This is a genomic window from Haloarchaeobius amylolyticus, assembly GCF_042678045.1.
Classification (GTDB): Archaea; Halobacteriota; Halobacteria; order Halobacteriales; family Natrialbaceae; genus Natrinema; species Natrinema amylolyticus_A.
The window spans coordinates 16,977-35,052 of record NZ_JBHUDI010000003.1 but is presented as its reverse complement, the minus strand read 5'-3'; the positions used below and the strand labels follow the sequence as shown (position 1 = coordinate 35,052).

General features: G+C 62.8%; 14 protein-coding genes and 1 pseudogene. 5 read left to right on the top strand and 10 right to left on the bottom strand.

Features of this window, described 5'->3' with window-relative positions; all coding sequences use genetic code 11:
- Positions 1-650: 650 nt before the first annotated feature.
- From ACFR99_RS04025 to ACFR99_RS04005, 5 genes are all read right to left on the bottom strand, one after another.
- Positions 651-1,169: a hypothetical protein gene (locus tag ACFR99_RS04025; RefSeq protein WP_390284621.1), complete on the bottom strand. Its 519-nt coding sequence runs from the start codon at positions 1,167-1,169 to the stop codon at positions 651-653.
- Complete coding sequence (locus ACFR99_RS04020; RefSeq protein ID WP_390284619.1) at positions 1,170-2,858, bottom strand: sodium/proline symporter; 1,689 nt, start codon at positions 2,856-2,858, stop codon at positions 1,170-1,172.
- Positions 2,848-2,994: a hypothetical protein gene (locus ACFR99_RS04015; protein ID WP_390284617.1), complete on the bottom strand. Its 147-nt coding sequence runs from the start codon at positions 2,992-2,994 to the stop codon at positions 2,848-2,850. The genes ACFR99_RS04020 and ACFR99_RS04015 overlap by 11 nt, the downstream gene beginning before the upstream one ends.
- 182 nt (positions 2,995-3,176) lie before the next feature.
- Positions 3,177-4,016 carry a proline dehydrogenase family protein gene (locus ACFR99_RS04010; protein ID WP_390284615.1) on the bottom strand — a complete coding sequence of 280 codons (840 nt, stop codon included), beginning with the start codon at positions 4,014-4,016 and terminating at the stop codon, positions 3,177-3,179.
- Between the two features lie 87 nt (positions 4,017-4,103).
- Positions 4,104-4,835 carry a helix-turn-helix domain-containing protein gene (locus ACFR99_RS04005; RefSeq protein WP_390284613.1) on the bottom strand — a complete coding sequence of 244 codons (732 nt, stop codon included), beginning with the start codon at positions 4,833-4,835 and terminating at the stop codon, positions 4,104-4,106.
- A gap of 136 nt (positions 4,836-4,971) precedes the next feature.
- Between ACFR99_RS04005 and ACFR99_RS04000 the strand changes: the two genes are divergently transcribed.
- Together ACFR99_RS04000 and ACFR99_RS03995 are read left to right on the top strand one after the other, a co-directional pair.
- A complete protein-coding gene (locus ACFR99_RS04000) occupies positions 4,972-6,507 on the top strand; it encodes an aldehyde dehydrogenase family protein (RefSeq protein WP_390284611.1) in 1,536 nt (511 codons plus the stop codon).
- A 510-nt stretch (positions 6,508-7,017) separates the two neighbouring features.
- Positions 7,018-7,794, top strand: coding sequence for an IclR family transcriptional regulator (locus tag ACFR99_RS03995; protein WP_390284609.1), 777 nt, complete (start codon positions 7,018-7,020; stop codon positions 7,792-7,794).
- A 706-nt stretch (positions 7,795-8,500) separates the two neighbouring features.
- On the opposite strand, the gene ACFR99_RS03990 is transcribed toward ACFR99_RS03995, so the two are convergent.
- From ACFR99_RS03990 to ACFR99_RS03980, 3 genes are read right to left on the bottom strand one after another with little or no spacing between them, the layout of a single operon-like run.
- A complete protein-coding gene (locus tag ACFR99_RS03990) occupies positions 8,501-9,205 on the bottom strand; it encodes an energy-coupling factor transporter transmembrane component T family protein (RefSeq protein ID WP_390284607.1) in 705 nt (234 codons plus the stop codon).
- A 49-nt stretch (positions 9,206-9,254) separates the two neighbouring features.
- Positions 9,255-9,959, bottom strand: coding sequence for an energy-coupling factor ABC transporter ATP-binding protein (locus tag ACFR99_RS03985; RefSeq protein ID WP_390284605.1), 705 nt, complete (start codon positions 9,957-9,959; stop codon positions 9,255-9,257).
- Between the two features lie 10 nt (positions 9,960-9,969).
- Positions 9,970-10,557, bottom strand: coding sequence for a biotin transporter BioY (locus ACFR99_RS03980; protein WP_390284603.1), 588 nt, complete (start codon positions 10,555-10,557; stop codon positions 9,970-9,972).
- 486 nt (positions 10,558-11,043) lie between these two features.
- Here ACFR99_RS03980 and ACFR99_RS03975 point away from each other — a divergent pair, with 486 nt between their 5' ends.
- Complete coding sequence (locus ACFR99_RS03975; protein WP_390284601.1) at positions 11,044-15,984, top strand: DUF7282 domain-containing protein; 4,941 nt, start codon at positions 11,044-11,046, stop codon at positions 15,982-15,984.
- Positions 15,985-16,126: 142 nt separating this feature from the next.
- Here ACFR99_RS03975 and ACFR99_RS03970 read toward each other — a convergent pair whose 3' ends face one another.
- Complete coding sequence (locus tag ACFR99_RS03970) at positions 16,127-16,417, bottom strand: DUF7545 family protein (protein ID WP_390284599.1); 291 nt, start codon at positions 16,415-16,417, stop codon at positions 16,127-16,129.
- 113 nt (positions 16,418-16,530) lie between these two features.
- Between ACFR99_RS03970 and ACFR99_RS20325 the strand changes: the two are divergent.
- Positions 16,531-16,635, top strand: a pseudogene (locus tag ACFR99_RS20325) (DUF7557 family protein); the annotation flags it as partial.
- A gap of 98 nt (positions 16,636-16,733) precedes the next feature.
- Here the strand turns inward: ACFR99_RS20325 and ACFR99_RS03965 are convergent.
- Positions 16,734-17,201, bottom strand: a complete 468-nt coding sequence (locus ACFR99_RS03965) for a DUF5799 family protein (RefSeq protein ID WP_390284597.1) — start codon at positions 17,199-17,201, stop codon at positions 16,734-16,736.
- Positions 17,202-17,340: 139 nt separating this feature from the next.
- Between ACFR99_RS03965 and ACFR99_RS03960 the strand changes: the two genes are divergently transcribed.
- Positions 17,341-17,823: a universal stress protein gene (locus ACFR99_RS03960; RefSeq protein ID WP_390284595.1), complete on the top strand. Its 483-nt coding sequence runs from the start codon at positions 17,341-17,343 to the stop codon at positions 17,821-17,823.
- The last annotated feature ends 253 nt before the right edge of the window (positions 17,824-18,076 follow it).

Sequence of the window (18,076 nt, the reverse complement as noted above, 5' to 3'; positions counted from 1 at the left end):
CTCACGAAGTGAGGTTGATCGAGGGGCTGATGAGTTCTTTACTAAGGAGTAACTGGCTCTGTTGAAACCCTCAGGTAGTGATAGGCTCAGAACCCTCTGCGGTAGGTACAGCACGAAGAGTTAGCGATCAGTACGGCGTAGCCATTACTGTGTTAGCAGTAGTTAGTAATACGGTTTCTTCATTTAGAGTATCAATATTTTTGTTCCTACATTCTAAGATGGAATCCATGGATCGCCTCTCAACCCTCCCGATATACGCGTTCGTTGGTTTCCCTGTTTTCTTCGTTCTCTTCCCATTCGGCCCATTAGAGCTGTTTTTGTTCGTATACCTCGTTCTCCTCGTTATGGTGATTCTATCGTGGAACGACACCGATGAACCACCGGCTCGGATTAATTGTTCGCAATGTGGTGCACCGAACAAACTAGATCGGGATCAATGTAAGCACTGTAATTCATCGCTCACCGGTCAGTAAGCACCTGTACTGACCGATCAATAGAGTAGCCGAACACCCATTCGAGTTAAGAACCATTATGAACTAATGGAATGAGCGGAAGCTAGTGAACTCGCCGGGGCAGTAAATCATTCGAGTCCGAAAACGGGAGACCAACTACTCACTAGAGAAACGGCGTCGCGGCGGAACGGAGTCCCGTCAGTCCGCCAGCGGCGACTCGGTCCCGCGGACGCTGTCGATTATCACGTCGCCGTCGGGCCGTGACGCGATCCAGTAGAGTTTGTAGGCGTCGACCGAGCGTGCGAAGGTCACGTCCGGCTCGGAGCCGACCGCGACCTTCCGGAGCGTCCATTTGAACACGGCATCCTCGGCCTTCCGGTGGGTCTGTGCGTCGGAAAGTTCCGACGGGATCACGAGCACGTCGTCGACCGTTCGCGTCTCCGTCTCCGGGAACGTATCGGCCCGAACCGCGAGCCGACGTGTGCGATCGACGGTGACGACGTAGTCGATGTCGCGATCCGCAATCAGCGGCCGTTCGACCGTCGCGACCGCGTCGTAGACGCGGTACGGATACGCGACGACCCCGACACGGCCGCTCGAGTCGACGTCTTCGCGTGCGATCGCCGGCGTAATGACCGACAGTTCGGTCCGGTCGCGGCGACCGCCTGCGGCGTCTACATCCGGTGTCGACGCCGGCGGACGACGTGTCTCGCCCATCTAGTTGTCACCCTCTTCCCAGTAGTCGGTCGCGTCGACGTGTGCACGGATGGCGTCGGTCTCCGTAACGGCCTTCGGGGAGACGTCGCGACCGCCGTCGGTGACGTAGTCCGGCGCACCGGTCGGTTGATCGCTGCTCGAGAGCGCCGAGAGCGGTTTGTCGAACACGTTGAAGTGATCGTCGACGCCTTCCGGCGGACGCGTAAGCAGCGAGACGACGATCAGTGTCGTCGTCGAAAGGACGAACGCGGGGAAGAGGCCGTAGACGCCCACCAGTCCCGTGAGGAACGGCGACGCGTCGACCGCACTCTGGAACCCGAGTACGCCGAGAAGCGACGACAGCTGCGTCCACACGAACATCGTCGTCGTGCCGACGATCATGCTCGCGACCGAGCCTTCGGCAGTGACGCGTTTCCACCACAGCGACGCGATCAGCGTCGGACCGATGGCTGCACCGAGGCCACCCCAGGCGTAGTCGAGGACGAGCGTGTATATTGGCGTATCCTTCGCGATGTAGGCGAAAGCGATACTCGCCGCCCCGAGTGCGAGCGTGACGAGCTGGGAATAGCGGACGAGTTTCGCCTGGCTTGCGTTCGGATTGACGTAGCCGTGGTACACGTCCTCGACGATGGCGCTCGTCGCGACGAGCAGCTGCGAGTCGGCGCTCGACATCATCGCGGCGAGTGCGGCCGCCAGGATGATCCCCGCGATCGCACCGGGGAAGAACTCGAGCGTGAGCATCGGCATGACGTTATTCGGGTCGTCGATGCCGCTCTGGCCGAAGGCGACCAGTGCGTACAGCCCGACGAAACCGGCGCCGATGTAGGCGACGAACATGAACAGCTGGGCGACCAGTGCCGCCAGACGGATGTTCTTGACCTCGTCGATCCCCATGAACCGAACCATCACGTGGGGGTTGCCGGGGATACCGAGCCCGATAGCAGCATAGCTGATGATGCCGAAGATCGCCGCCCAGCCGGTCATCCCGGCCGTGACGCTCGTGTACGAACTGCCGACCGAGGCGAGGTCATTGAACGGAAGTCCGTAGTTGGTAAACGCGAGGATCGGCAGGATAATGAAGGCGATCAGGATGATCGCGCCCTGGAAGTAGTCGGACCACGCGACGGCGAAGTAGCCGCCGAGCATGGTGTAGCCGACGACGATGACGCCACCACCGAGGATGCCGATCAGCGGCTCGACACCGGTGAGCACCTCGAGCAGCGTCCCGGCGGCGACGATCTGTGCACCCACGTAGCCGCCTTCGAAGATCATTAGCACGACCGCGGAGGCGCCCTTTACGAGGCCGGTATCGTCTTGCAAGCGCGTCTCGAAAAAGGTCGGCAGCGTGACCGCCTTCACGATCTCCGTGTACTTCCGGAGGCGTTTCGCGAGCCCGGCCCACGCGAACAGGTCGGCGGGAATCATCCCGAGCCCGTTATAAAAGGCCATCACGCCCGTGCCGAAGGCGTCACTGGGGACGCCGAGCGTGAGCCAGCCACTCATCTCGGAGGCTCGTTCGGAAAAGCCCGTGACGACGGGGCCGACGCTCCGGCCGCCGATGACGTAGTCGTCGACGGAGTCCATGAGCTGTGAGGAGTACAGCCCGATCCCGAGCAGGATGAGGAGATACGTCGCGAACGTTCCGAGGACCCAGGCACCGGCCGAGCCGGCAAGTCCGCTACTGGCCATGCTCCGCCTCCTGGTACCGTTCCTGAAGCTTTTTCTCGCGCTTTCCCTCCCAGACGTAGTACACGCCGAGCATCACCAGATACACGGCGAACGGTCCAAACAACCAGAGCAGGTTCATCGAACTACTCTCAGGCATTACTGCCGTGTGCTCACTTTCCACATATAAGTATACCGAATCTGTGCGTTTTTCATGTAGAACCGTTCAGGATCATTACAAACGAGCGGGTGGCGATGGCAGCCGCTGTCGATCAGTTCACACTCGATTGCACGACAGCCGTCCGGTTGACCACGGGATCGAGGGGAACAGGGCGTTCCAACTTACACACCAACGACGGCGCGAAGCGCGAACAGCGCATTCTCCTTGCGCTCGCGAACCCGCCGGTAGAAGTACTGCAGCCACTTGTCGCCGTACGGGATATACTGGTTGACCTCGTAACCCTTGCGCGCGAGTTCGCGCTGGGCGTCTTCACGCACCCCCATGAGCATCTGGATCTCGAACGGCGTCCCATACTCCTCGTGGAGGTCGGTTGCGTGCTCGAGCATCGCCGGATCGTGGCTTCCGACGGCGACGCCGCGGTCGAACTCCCGGAACAGGAACTCGAGGTGGTCTTCGTAGGCTTCGTTGACCTCGGCTTTCGTCTCGTAGGCGACCGACGGCGGTTCGTCGTACGCGCCCTTGACTAGCCGAACTGCGGCAGGAACGTCGACCAACCGCTGCAAGTCCTCGCGCGTGCGCTTGAGGTTCGCCTGAATGGCAATGCCGACGCCATGGGGGTGGTCCTGAGCTGCCGCTTCGACGACATCGAGCGTCGTGTCGGTCGTCGTGTAGTCTTCCATGTCACACCAGACGAAGACGTCTTCGTCGGCCGCAATCTCGACGATGCGCTCGAAGTTCGACTCGAAGACGTCCGGGCCGATGTCGATGCCGATCTGGGACGGTTTCACCGAGACACACCCGTCCAGATTGCGAGCGGCCAATTCCGAGACGAGGTGACAGTACGTGTCGGCGTCAGCGGCAGCGGGCTCGGGGTCGTGGTAGTGTTCCCCGAGGAGGTTCACGATGGCGCCCATTCCGTCCGCGTTACAGTCCGTGACGTGATCCAGCGCGCCGGATGCGGTCGTTCCGGCGACGAATCGGCTTGCGATCGGCGGTATCATATCGGCTAGCTGGGACGGATCCCCCCTAAATCGATACCCGACCAAAAGATTCGCGCCGAAATGCCGGGAATAATAGGCGGCGTGCGATCAGGCGTCGTCGGGATTGAGGAGTTTGGCTTCGGCCTTCCGGAGGTGCTCGAGCAGCGTCGTCTTCGAGACGCCGAGTTCGTCGGCGAGTTCGCGCGTGCTGATCTCGCGCGGCCAGGCGTAGTAGTTGCGCTCGCAGGCGAGATCGAACGCCTCCCGCTGGCGTGGCGTAAGACGGTCGAGCCGGTCGGTCGAATCCGGCGCGGCGCCGTCGGCCGAGGCGATCTTGCTGATCGAGATTTCGGCGTCGATCTCGGCACGGACGGTCTCGAGTCGGTTGCGGATCGCCTCACGGTCGTCGGCGACGAAGACCGGCCAGTGTTCGACGCCGCCTTCGACGCGAACCGACGCGTCGTGAATGAATCCCTGTGAGACGAGCGTGTCACTGATGCTGTGTTCGGGCGCGTACTCGACGAACAGTTCGCGGGCCGCGTTGCCCGGGTGCGGTGCCGTACTGGCCGGTCGCTTACCCACCTCGACCGTCGAGTGGGTCAGCGGTGATGCTTCGGTGAACGCAACGAACTCGTCGAGTTGTGCCGTCGTGTCGGCGTAGACGGTGAAGTGTCCCTTGACGGTTTCGTCGACGGTCCGGTGGACCGTGTGGACGAGCAGGCCGGCGTCGACCGACTCCGTCGCCTGCAACCCCCAGCAGTCCGGATGCCAGATCTCGAGTGTGAGTCGCGTTCCGTCCGTCGTTCTCGCCGCTGTCGTCGTCGAACTCGTGCTGCTCATGCGTCGATTCTGCCCGATCCTTTCGGCGACAGTCGCATAAATATACTGGAGTTGGGAAACGTGTGTCACTCCCTCTATGGCGGCCCCGACCATGGGAGGCCGTGATTATTCGATGCTGTTCGGTAATCTCTCCTGTATGAGTCAGCAGGCAACAGCCCAGCCGGACCGACACTACATCGACGGCGAGTGGACCGACGGCGCGGGGACAGAGACGTTCGAGAGCGAAAACCCGGCGACTGGCGAAACGCTTCGGACCTTCCATCGCGGAACTGACGCCGACGTCGACGCGGCGCTCGCCGCCGCCGACGCAGCCAAAGACGAGTGGCAATCGCTGTCCCACATCGACCGCGCGGAGTACCTCTGGGAGATCTACCAGGAACTGCGCGAGCGGACGGACGAACTCGGCGAGATCGTCACCAAGGAGTGTGGCAAAGAGATCTCCGAAGGAAAGGCCGACGTCGTCGAGGCCGCACACATGGTCGAGTGGGCCGCGGGGAACGCCCGCCATCCCCACGGCGATGTGGTCCCCTCCGAGATCGGGAGCAAGGACGCGTACATGCGGCGCAAACCACGCGGCGTCGTCGGCTGTATCACGCCGTGGAACTTCCCGGTCGCGATCCCCTTCTGGCATATGGCGGTCTCGCTCGTCGAGGGCAACACCGTCGTCTGGAAGCCGGCCGAACAGACGCCATGGTGTGCCCAGATCGTCGCCGAGATGTTCGAGGACAGCGGCATCCCAGACGGCGTTTTCAACATGGTCCAAGGATTCGGCGACGCCGGCGCGGCCATCGTCGACGACGAGCGCGTCGATACCGTCCTCTTTACCGGCTCCGCCGAGGTCGGCCAGCAGGTCGCCCAGACCGTCGCCGAACAGCCCGGCAAGCTCGCGGCCTGTGAGATGGGCGGAAAGAACGCGGTCGTCATCACCGACGAGGCCGACCTCGACACGGCCGTCCACTCGGCCGTAATGAGCTCGTTCAAGACGACCGGCCAGCGCTGTGTCTCGAGCGAGCGCCTGATCGTCCACGAGGACGTCTACGACGAGTTCAAGGAACGCTTCGTCGACATCGCCGCGAACATCGCCGTCGGCGATCCGCTCGCGGAAGACACCTTCATGGGGCCGCTCGTGGAGGGCGAGCACAAGGAGAAAGTCCTCGAGTACAACGAACTCGCCCGCAACGAGGACGTGAACGTGCTCGTCGACCGCGACGATCTGAGCGACGACGAGATTCCGGACGGCCACGAGGACGGCCACTGGATCGGGCCGTTCGTTTACGAGGCCGATCATGACGCGGACCTTCGCTGTACCCAGGAGGAGGTCTTCGGCCCCCACGTCGCGCTGCTGAAGTACTCGGGCGATATCGAGGACGCCGTCGAGATCCACAACGACACCGCCTACGGCCTCGCAGGCGCGATCATCTCCGAGGATTACCGCGAGATCAACTACTACCGCGACAACGCCGAGGTCGGACTCGCCTACGGGAACCTGCCGTGTATCGGCGCGGAGGTTCACCTGCCGTTCGGCGGCGTCAAGAAGTCCGGTAACGGTTACCCGAGCGGCCGCGAAGTGATCGAAGCCGTCACCGAACGCACCGCCTGGACGCTGAACAATTCGAACGACATCGAGATGGCCCAGGGGCTGTCCGCAGACATCACGACCGACGATGACTGAGACGAACTGTCCCCTCTGTGGCCGATCCACCGCGGTTTCGGGCGAGTGGTGTCGACACTGCGGGTGGACGCTCCGTTGCGGCGCCGATTAGTGGCCATCGGGCCGGTCATCGATCGGCCTCGAGGGTCACGCATGCGAAATCGGTCGCCGGCAGTCGATCACAACAGCTTCTGCGATGTTCGGAATGCGTGAACGAGTCGGCAGCGATCAAACTGTGGCAACACGGTACACGACCGGAGGCCGTCAATACAAACAGCGGTCGGTTTCGGCTGTTCACGTATTCCGAACGCTGTTTCCGTCGAGAGACGTATCGATCGACTGTCGAAGACGGTTAATTATGAATGACAATCGCCCACATTCATCTGCTCGGACAAGACAATACACCCACCCTATGAATTTACAATTCAATTATCGGAATTTACTGAACGAGACGCGAAAAGTGGGTTCTGCTCGACAAATCAGTTCACACATTCCGAACGCTTATGCGTCGGTAAGGCAACCACCCGAAGCATGACAGACGATCAACCTCGCCCGGTGAAAACGACGAAGACGTCACTCACGGTCGTCCGCGAAATCCACGACAGTAATGGCGCGACGCTGAGCGAACTAGCCGATCGCCTTGAGCCAGCGAAAAGCACGCTGTACAATCACTTGCACACGCTGGTCGACGAGGGGTTTCTCGTCCGCGATGGTGATACCTACCACGTCGGCCTCCAGTTTCTCCCGTTCGGGGAACACGCGCGCGAACGAAATCCGCTGTACGCGCCGGCGCGGCGGCGTGTGTACACTCTCGCCGAAAAGACGGGCAACGAAGCCGACTTCATCGTCGAGGAGAACGGCCGTGCCTACTCCCTCGAGTACGCGATCGGCGAGTCGACCCGCGGCAGACTGTCCGAATCGAGCCCGTTTCGTGCGGGAAACCGCTTTTATATGCACAACTGCTCCTCGGGCAAGGCCATGCTGGCGTCGATGGCGGAGTCACGCGTCCGGGCGATCGTCGACCGATGGGGGTTACCGGCCACGACTGATCAGACGATCACCGACGAATCGACGCTGTTCGACGAACTCGAGACGATCCGACGGCGCGGCTACGCTACTAACGAGGAAGAACTGCTCGAGGGATACCGCTCGATCGGTGCGGCAGTGACGAACCCGGACGGGGCGGTCATCGGCGCGTTCTCCGTCGGCGGCCCGACGTATCGCATGGCTGTCGACGAAAGCACGACCGACGAGATCGTTCAATTGCTGCTCGACGAGATCGAGTCCCTGACGGCCGAGCTGTTCTGAGGTAACATTACACGCATACAGCTGTAAGGGGACGTCACAAGTTAACATGACTCGATTGGCTGATGGGATTACACCCATACGATTGTAATGGTAGCTCGTCGCTCATTGTCACGGATCATGCCCTTCAACCCCGCTGCCGCAACTTGATCGCTCGAGCACTATCGGGTGCTGACTCCCCCTCCTCTAAAACGTATCCGATCTTACCATTCGTGTCAGCGACTGTTATCAGTCCAGGGAAAATCACCGGAAACGATCATCCGCCGAACACCAATTAGGCGGCCGTGTCGGCAGAAAAGACATTTTTGATATATGTATATCTAATAGATAGGTAGGGTTCTAATTAGATGTAAAACGACCACTATTGCGTCCAGGGCCGCTTGTTCCGAACCCAAGTCTAGAAGCCAGTAAAACACCAAATCTCAGCTTAGAATCTATATTTTCTATTTTCCTTGAATAATATAGGCAATAACGTATAATATACAAAGGACTAGTCTCGGATTAAGAATTGACCGCCTATTTATACTATATCTGTATATTTTGACTACCAATATTAAAACAAACATATAGTATAGATGCTATTTTCGAGACCCATGAATTACATCGGTCAGCCACATATGATACAAGATATAGTGGCAGATTTCACATACTATTCTGACACTCATTACAGATCAGGTGATCACCCATGCCCGAGCCGCCTCCGGAGTGGTTAATAGAACACGGTGACGGCGAGGACGACAGCCAGACCGAGGACAGGATAGTCGAGTCGCGAGAAGGCGAGCGGCGGGAGCGTGGGGTTCCACGCGAAACACCGTGCCTGAAGCGCAAGCGAGAGCCGGTCTGCGCGGTCGAATGCCCGCGTCAGGCCGAGAATCGCGACCGTGCTCGCACGGTCGACGACGCTCCGTTCGGTGCCGAGCCGGGCCGCCATCGCCTCGCGGATCGTCCGGAGGTCGCCCTGTAACACGGGGAGAAACCGAAAGACGAGTGCGACGCCGATTCCGAGCAGCTGGCCCGGCTTTCCTGGAATCGTCCGTTGAATCGCTGCTCTGGAGTCCCGAACCGGCGTCGATCGAACGTACGCGGCGCTGACGAGCAGGATAAGCAGGACCCGGTAGCTCGCGAGCCCCGACGCGACAGCGTCGGGCCGGTCGAACCAGGGCGATCCGAACGTGACGCCCGCGATCAGCGGTGCGAGCGCGAGGATCAGCAGTGCGAATCGATAGGTGACGAGGGTTCGGCGGATCGGGACACGCGCCGCAAGCAAGACCCCGGCCGTCACAGCAGAGAGGACGATCAGCGCCCGCGGCGTCGTGTGTGCCAGTGCAGTAGCTGCAAAGCCGATCTGGACCGCCAGCTTGGACCGGGGATCGAGCCGGTGGGCCAGCGTCTCGTCGGGCTCGTAGGTCAGCATCGAACACACCCCGCGTGTGGCGTCGGTCGTCTCGAGTCGGCCATCACCATCACTGGTTCGGGACCCGCACCTCGAGGCCCTCGAGTTTCCCCAGCGCGCGTTTGGGCGGCCCGTCGACGGCGACACGGCCGTCCTGCATGGCGATCACACGGTCGGCGAGTCCACAGACGTCGCGCAGATCGTGCGTGGTGAGTAGGATACCGGTGCCATCCGCCGCTAGCGCCTCGAGACGCTCGAGAACGGAGCGGCGCGCAGGCTCGTCAAGCCCGGTAAAGGGCTCGTCGAGGACGAGGTGGGTCGGCTCCATCGCGAGCGCGCCCGCAATCGCCACGCGAGACTGTTCGCCGCCCGAGAGGGTCTCGATGCGGTCGTCTTCGCGGCCAGCCATGTTCACGGCCTCGAGTGCGGCCGTCACGCGCCGGTCGATCTCCACGCGCTCGAGGCCGAGATTTTCGGGGCCGAAGGCGACGTCCGCGCCGACGGTCGCGGCGACGAACTGGTCGCGTGGGTGCTGGAAGACCATGCCGACGCTCGAGCGGGCGGCGATCAGATCTTCAGCGACGGGCGTGCCGTTGACGCGGACCTCGCCGGAGTCCGGTTCGAGCAGCCCGTTACAGTGGCGCAACAGCGTCGTCTTCCCGCTTCCGTTGGCGCCAGCCAGCAGGACGAACTCGCCGTCGTCGATCGACAGCGAGAGGTCCCGGAGGACCGGGACGTCGTCGAACGCGTACGAGACCGACTGAAACTCGATCATCGGCTCGACATCAGGACTGGACTGGCGTGATTCTGCCGGATCTGACGATAGCGATCGCGGCAGCCATCTTGAGGAGCTCGCCCGGAATGAACGGCAGCGCACCGGCGGAGATCGCCTCCCAGGCCGTCATGTCAAGCAGCCAGGTCATGTACGCCGTCCCCATGCCGTAGATAAGGATCGTCGCCATGACGAGTGCACCGACGACCAGCGAAAGCGGGACGTCACGGAGGTCTCGCAGCGTCGTCCCGCGGTGGACGACGACGCCGATCAGTGAGGCGGCGATCGGGTACGACCACAGGTAGCCGGCCGTGTTTCCGACCAAGACGCCAAGGCCACTGTTCATCCCGGCGAATACCGGGAGCCCGACGGCGCCCGCGACGAGATAGAGCAGGACCGAAAACCCTCCCCAGACCGGGCCTAGCACGAGTCCAGCGAGGAAGACGAACAGTACCTGCAGCGTGATCGGTGCCGGCGAGAGCGGGATCGGGATCGAGACCAGGACCGATGCACCGATCAGCGCCGCCAGCACGGCCGCTCGAGCGAACTGCCGAACGACGGTGTCGTCGACGGCATCGACCGAATTTCGTTGCGTTTCCATATCCTCGCTCTCTCGTAAACCGGGATCAAAACTTCGGTTTCCGAGATTCGTCATCGTTTGTCTATCATTTGTGGGCGAGCAGCGACGCTGAGCAGTACTGTACGGGTCGAAACAGTGCGCTTCCTCTCAGTGTTGGAGACAGTTGCAGTCGTTCCGGGTCTATGGCCGGTCGCTGTCTTCGGACATCGGTCGTCTCCGGCGACTGCAGCCGTGGCCCCCGAGTAATTCCGTGTTGTCTCGGTTCGCTAACCGAAACGACCGGCGACCTTATGCACTGATTCGGCCCCGTGGTGGGAAAATGCGAAGCGATCGGATGACGGCCGAAATTCGGAGCGAACGAGCGATACCTCCGGGGAATCGGCCACACGACGGCAGGGGCGAATCGGGACGGTGGACGTGGCATTCGAGGCTGTCGATACCTGTGGCCGGACCATCGGATCACTTCCGTCGCGCACGCGGGCGGGCGATTCGGGATGGAGGCGCGCGATGAGACGCGATCGAGCCGCAATCGTCGTGCTGATCGCAGTCGCGATGGTCGGCAGCGCCGTCGCGCTGCCGGCGCTGGACGGGGGAACCGAGCCGATCGACGAGGCTGCCACCGAGACGGGCGACGCGCCGCCGTCCCCAGGCGACTCGCAGGCTGCGGCCGCGCTCGAGCCGACTGCCGTCCAGACACAGAACGACACCGACACGGTTGGTGAGTCGGAGCTCGTCACGTTCGCAGACGAAGAGGAGACGGCCGGTGCTGACAGGCCAGACGACGACGCGAACGCGCAGGCGACGCTCCAGGGGGAGACCGACGACGCCGTCGAAGCCGGTGTCGAAGAAGGGGTCGAACTCGCCCAGTCCCAGGGCATCGAGGTGACACAGGAACAACGAGCGGCAGCGCTCGAGGGCGCTCGCTCGTCAGTTCAGCAGTATCAGACCGTCGACGCCGAGCAGGTCCAGGCAGCGACGGCGGGAGCCGTTCACGGCTCGCTGATCCAGTCCCAGTCGGTCAACGTGACCCAGATCCAGTCCGCGGTGGGCGGGGCGACCGACGGTGGACTCTCACAGTCACAGTCCGCGAACGTAACCCAACTTCAGAGCGCGACATGGGGCGCAGCACACGGCGCGCTTGCCCAGAGCCAGCGCGTCAGCGTCGAACAGATTCAGGTCGCGAGTCGAGGTGCAGCCGCCGGTGCCGCACACGAAGCGGGCACGAAAGATGTCGGCAAGGCACCACACGTACAGGAAGCCGCCCAGGGCGCGGCCTACGGAGCGCTGACGCAGTACCAGTCGGTTACGGCCGAGCAGCGCCAGCAGGTCACGCTCGAGCACGTCCAGCACGCGGCGGCCGGGGGTGCGGCTGGCGCGCTTGCGGGAAGTACGCGTGCAGTGCTCGAGCAAGAACAGCGCGTCGACGTCGAGCAGCGCCAGCGGGTGACGATCAAGCAGATTCAGAAGGCCGCAGCCGGCGCGGCGAAGGGGGCGCTCGTCCAGGAGCAATCGGTGTCGGTCGAGCAAACACAGGCTGCTGCCCGCGGGGCCGGACAGGGGTCGCTGAAACAGGTCCAGTCGACGCGTCTCGAGCAACGCCAGCGGGTGTCGATCACGCAGGTGCAGGAGGCGTCGTTCGGCGCGGCGAAGGGCGCGATCTCGCAGAGTCAGGATGCGACCGTCGAACAGATTCAGGCTGCCGCCGACGGGGGCGCGGGCGGCGTACTCGTCCAGCGCCAGTCGGTCTCGATCACGCAGATCCAGTCCGCCGCGGTCGGGGCCGCCGAGGGAGCGGTCACGTCCGCGATCCAGCGCCAGGAGGTGTCGATCGAGCAGATCCAGGCGGCCGCGTTCGGTGCCGGCGAGGGCGCAGTGACCCAGACGCAACTCGTCGAGGTGACGCAGGTCCAGCGACTCGCACAGGGCAGTGCGAGCGGTGCCCTCGTCCAGTCACAGTCGGCCACGGTCACGCAGATCCAGACCGCGGCACGAACCGCCGGTCAGGAGACGGCCCGGGTGGTCCAGTCCCAGCGGATCAGCATCACGCAGCTACAGACGCTAACCGAGGAGGCTGCAGCCGAGGCGACCGCCTACGCGGTGAGCGAAGACACCGAGGATGTGACCCAAATCACCCAGCGCGTCACGGTCATCGTCGAACAGCGGATCGAAACGATCGATCGGATAGAGGGGACGGCCTCGATCGACTTCCCCGATCAGGAGTCGGACGGTGAGCAGGTCACCATCGCAAACGTCTCGCTCTCGGAGGGCGGGTTCGTCGCGGTTTACGACGGCGTCACCGTCGACGCCGACCCGGCTGCCATCGTCGGCGTCTCCGAATATCTCGAGCCGGGTAATCACCAGAACGTCACGATCGACCTCGACGAGCCGCTCGCGGCCAGCGGTCCGCTCGTGGCAGCCGTCCATCTCGACACGAACGACGACGAGGAGTTCGAGTACGCCGAGTCGGGCGGCGAGGAGGACGTACCGTACGTCACCGGTGCCGGCGCGCCGGTGATCGACGGCGCGTTCGTGACGGTCACGGACGAACCCGACGAGGCCACCGCGACGCTGTCGGTCGCCGATCAGGAAGGCAGCGGCGAGACGCTCACCATCGACGAGGCGAACGCGTCCGTCCCCTACATCATCACCGCCACCTACGATGGTGAGACAGTCGAAAGCGACACGTTCGCGGCCGGTGAGGCGGTGACGAATCTCTCGCTCGAGTTAGAACCGCCAATCGAGGAGAACACCACCGTCAACGTCTCCGTGGTCGGCGAAGACGGGGCGACGCTCGCGAGCGAGACTGTCGAGTACACCGTCGAAGCGGAGCCCGATGACGACCGGAGTGGGACGCTTACCGTGGCTGACCAGGAAGGCAACGGCTCGACGCTCACCGTCGACGAAGCAAATGCCTCCGTCGAGTACGCGCTCACCGTCACCGACGAAGACGGCGAGACGCGCGCCGAAAGCGATGCGTTCGCCGCCGGCGAACCGATCGCGAACGAGACACTCGAGTTAGAGCCACCACTCGAGGAAAGCGCGACCCTCGAGGTCGCAGTCGTCGCGACTGAGGACAACGAGGCGCTCGCAAACGACACTCTCGAGTACACAGTCGAGGAGCCGGAACCCGAGGCGTCGCTCTCAGTCGATAACCAGACGGGCGACGGTGAAACGCTGACGATCGACGGGGCGAGCGCATCCGTACCGTACATTCTCTCGGCCGAATACGACGGCGAACGCGTCGACAGCGAGACGATCGAGGCGAACACGACGGTCGCGGACGAGACGCTCGCACTCGAGCCACCGATAACGGAGAATACGACCGTCGATGTTGCCGTTCGTGCCGCGGCTGACGACGCGATGCTGGCAAACGACTCCATCGAGTACGCGGTCGAGGAGCCGGATCCCGGCGAACCGACGGCAAACCTCACGGTGCCCGATCAGACCGGCGACGGCGAGACGCTGACCGTCACACGGGCGAACGCGTCCGTCGAGTACGCCATCACCGTCACCGACGAGAACGGCACCCAGCTCGCGGCAAGCGAGCCTTTCGCTGCGAACGAGACGATCGGCCCCGTGGAGTTCGATCTCGAGCCGCCACTCGAGGAGAACACGACGCTCGAGGTCGCGGTCGTCACGGCCGACGACGGGACGCCTATCGAGACGGCGAGCGTCGAATACACGGTCGACGGCCCACCGCCGGGATTCGACGTGGAGTTTCCGAGCTGTCAGCGCGCAGTCGTCACCGCATCGCTCGCAGAGGGCGATCGGGTCGCCGCCAGCACGTGGTTCTATGACTCCGGCGGTGCCGGGGACACCATCGTGGAAGACATCGTCACCGCCGGTGACGAGATTCCAGCACCGTATAATGGAACGATCGTCTTCGAGATCGGCGACGAGCGTCGCGTCACGACTGAAGACGAGCAGGTGCTCGTCGAGGTGCCTGATTACGGCACCTTCGGGACGTACATCTCCGGGATCAGTTCGCCCGAAGCGGCCGAAGTCGGCAGCATCGACTATCCGAATCCATTAGAACGATGTGACGAGGAAGCCCGTCCCGAGCTGCCGTCGATCGCCGTCGAAGAGACGACGCCCACCACGGACGGGATCGATGTGACGTTCAGCTACGAGAACCCGAACGACGCTCCGATGGGGTCGTACAGCCGGTTCGTCGAGGGAACCACGACCGATGAACCGCCGTCCGGATTCGAACCGGGACAGCACACGTTCACCGTCGAGTGGACACCCGAAAGCGACGACGAACGGCTCGTCTGGGAGGCCGACTTCTCGACGTTCGGCTACGAGGAGCCGATCACCGCCGCGACGCCCCCCGCCGGCGAGGTCGAGCCGTCCGAGCCCGCGATTTTCAACGTCTCGAGTCTAGAAACGAACAGCCCAGTCGTGCGGGGTGAGCCACTCGAGGTCGATGCCGAAATCGAGAACGTCGGCGATGAAAACGGGACCCAGAACGTCTCGCTCGCGATCGACGAGACCGTTGTCAACGAGACAGAGGTCTCGCTCGAGCCCGGCGAGAACCAGACAGTCTCGTTCACTGTGGACACCGATGACCTCGAGCCGGGCGAGTACCCGCTCTCGGTATCGACTACAAACGAGACGGCCGAGACCACGATCACCGTCGAGGAACCGGGCGAGCCTGCAACCTTCGGTGTCTCGATCGACGAGACCAACAGCCCGGTCATCCCGGGTGAACCGCTCGCAGTCGAGGCCACCCTCGAGAACGTCGGCGACCGCGCAGGGACACAGGACGTCGAGATCGCCGTCGACGACACGCCCGGCGAGCCGATAGCGGTGACGCTCGAGTCCGGTGAGTCACAGACGGTCACGCTCGACTACGATACGGCGGCCCTCGAACCTGGAGAGTACCCGCTTACAGTGTCGACCGAAAACGAGACAGCAGAGACAACGGTGATCGTCGAGCGGCCGGCGACGTTCGCCATCGCCGACGTGACAGCGCCCGAGACCGGCCAGCCCGGTGAGGAGGTAACGGTGAGCGCGACGCTCGAGAACGTCGGTGACCGCGAGGGAACCCAGACAGTCGCCTATGCGATCGACGAGCAGGTCGTCGATGAGTCGTCCGTGACGCTCGCGGCTGGGGAAACGACGGAAATCTCGTTCACGTCCCAGTTGCCGCCAGGAACGTCGACACATACGATCGCGACCGACGACGATCAGGCATCGGTGACGATCGAGGCGGTCCCAGCAGACGGGGGTGCGACGCCTGAGCCGGAGCCGCCAGGGCCACCGCAACCGCCGGGGCCCGAACAACCGCAACCGCCGCAACCACCGCAGCCACCTGTAGAGTCCCCGCCGGACACGGGGCAAGCCGAGACGACGGACGGCGGCACCGCTGAGACGACTACCGGAGAGACGGCCGAAGCCGCCGACGAGACGATCGGCGGTGAAAACGAGACGACCGGTACTGAATAGGCATCCGGTCGGCAACACGATTCGGACACCGATCGCGCTACCGACACCGCCGGCGGCGACCGGTGTCGAGACACGAGCGGGGAGTCACGGACTGTTGTCCGGCGGTATCAGCGCCAGCACACCATTGCTGGTCGACAGCCGCTCAGTGCTGGTGGCCGGTCGCTTCGCCAAACGTGACGCCGAAGCGCTCCTCGAAGAGGTCCATTACTTCGGACTCCTGGGCCTGGAGCGCCTCGCCTGCGTCTTCGCCGTGGTGGACGATGTGGTGAGCACGGCTGGCAAAGGAGAGAAGGACGAGATCGCCGACCGTTTCAGCGTCGGACTGGTCGCCCTCGGCGACGAGGTCGACGAGGCCGGTCGGAACCGTGACATCGTCGGTCGCGCCGTCGTCGGAACTGATCGAGAAGGTCGTCGTCTGAACTTCGTCTGTCATACCCCTACCGTCGGGGAGCGTCCGTAAAGGTGCTGTGGCTTGCGCCGGATGGCTGCCATCCCGAGCAGGGCACACCGCCATGGTACTTTTGTCGATCAGCGAACGGTCCGACTATGCCATCCATCGAACTCGACGAAGAGACGACCGAGCGCCTCGACGAACTGCGTGTCGAGGACGAGTCCTACGACGAACTCGTCATGGAGCTCATCAACATCTACAGAGATACAGCGAGAGTGCCTCGGGGCTTGCCCCCGCGGTGCTTCACGAAGCGAGCGAACTCACGATGTTTCACGCCGGCGACTGACCGGCGAACCCGTTACTGGCCGTCGGAGGCGGCGTCGCGAACGATCTCCCATCGCCCCTTCGACTCGAGGTGTGACTGCAGTTCGTCGGCGTACTCCTGTGTGAGCCGTTCGGCCGCCTCCAACTGTTCCTGGTGGTCTGAGCCACCGTCGTCACCCATCCCGAGGGCGCCCATGATCGAGTTGAGGAGCCCGCCGCTCGAGGCGTTCGAGTTCCCGCTCCCAGCCCCAGAGCCGCCCATCGCGCCCATCCCCGACTGAATGTTCTCGAGTTCAGGGATGATCCCGTCGAGTTTGTCCGTGTTGGCGATGATCCGTGCCCGGTCGGGATCGTCGGGATGTTCGATCTCGAACTCCGTGGCGGTCATGATCAGACTCCACTGCTGGTTGGAGAACTGCGACTGCTGGATCCGCTCGGCGAACGCCTGATCGACGGTCATCCGCTCGCCGACGATCCGGTCCGTCCACGGGCTGTCGCTCATGGCTCCCGATTGGGCTGGTGGCTGTATCAGCGTTTCCCTCCCGCGTGTGGCCCATCGAGCCACCGAAAAGCCGTCATCCGAACTGACCGTCGTTCATGTCAGAATAACGTTAATATATGCGACCGTTGTATGCTATCATATGACACCATATGACACCATTCTCGTTCCAACGGATGGCTCTCGAGAGGTCGAGCAGGCGCTCGAACATGCGTTCGACCTCGCAGCCACGCACAACGCGACGATCCGCGCGCTGTACGTCATCAACGCGGCCAGCTACGGTGGACTACAGATGGAAGCCGCCCTTGAGGGCATCGCCGACGCCTTACATGGCGAAGGGAAAGCTGCGGTCGATCGCGTCAAGGAACTCGCGCCGGCGGATGTGACGGTCGAGACGGAAGTACGCAAGGGGGCTCCGAGCCAGGTCATCGTCGATGAGGCCGACACGGTGGCGTGTGATCTGGTGGTGATGGGGACACACGGCCGCGGCGGAATCGATCGGCTACTGCTTGGCAGCGTCACCGAACGGGTCGTCCGTCGGTCACCGGTCCCAGTTCTGACGGTTCAGGTCGAACGGGATAGTGTCGAGGAATCACCCGAACGGTCACCGATCGCGCTCGAGTGACGTGAGCACCACTCATCAGCATCCAGTGCGATCGATACCGAAGCATAAATCCTAATCGTGCGTATGGACAGAGAGCCAGTTCCTTCTCAACGGGCCCACACGGAGGTGTCGTCGGCTATAGTAACAACTGAAACGACTTACACACCGATCGCCCGACGGCTGTGCGATCGGGTATGCATTGACGTTCAGTGGCTACTATAGTTAGCTGAATCGAGGCGCTAAGCCCCCTTCCTCAGCGAGCGAAGCGAGCAGG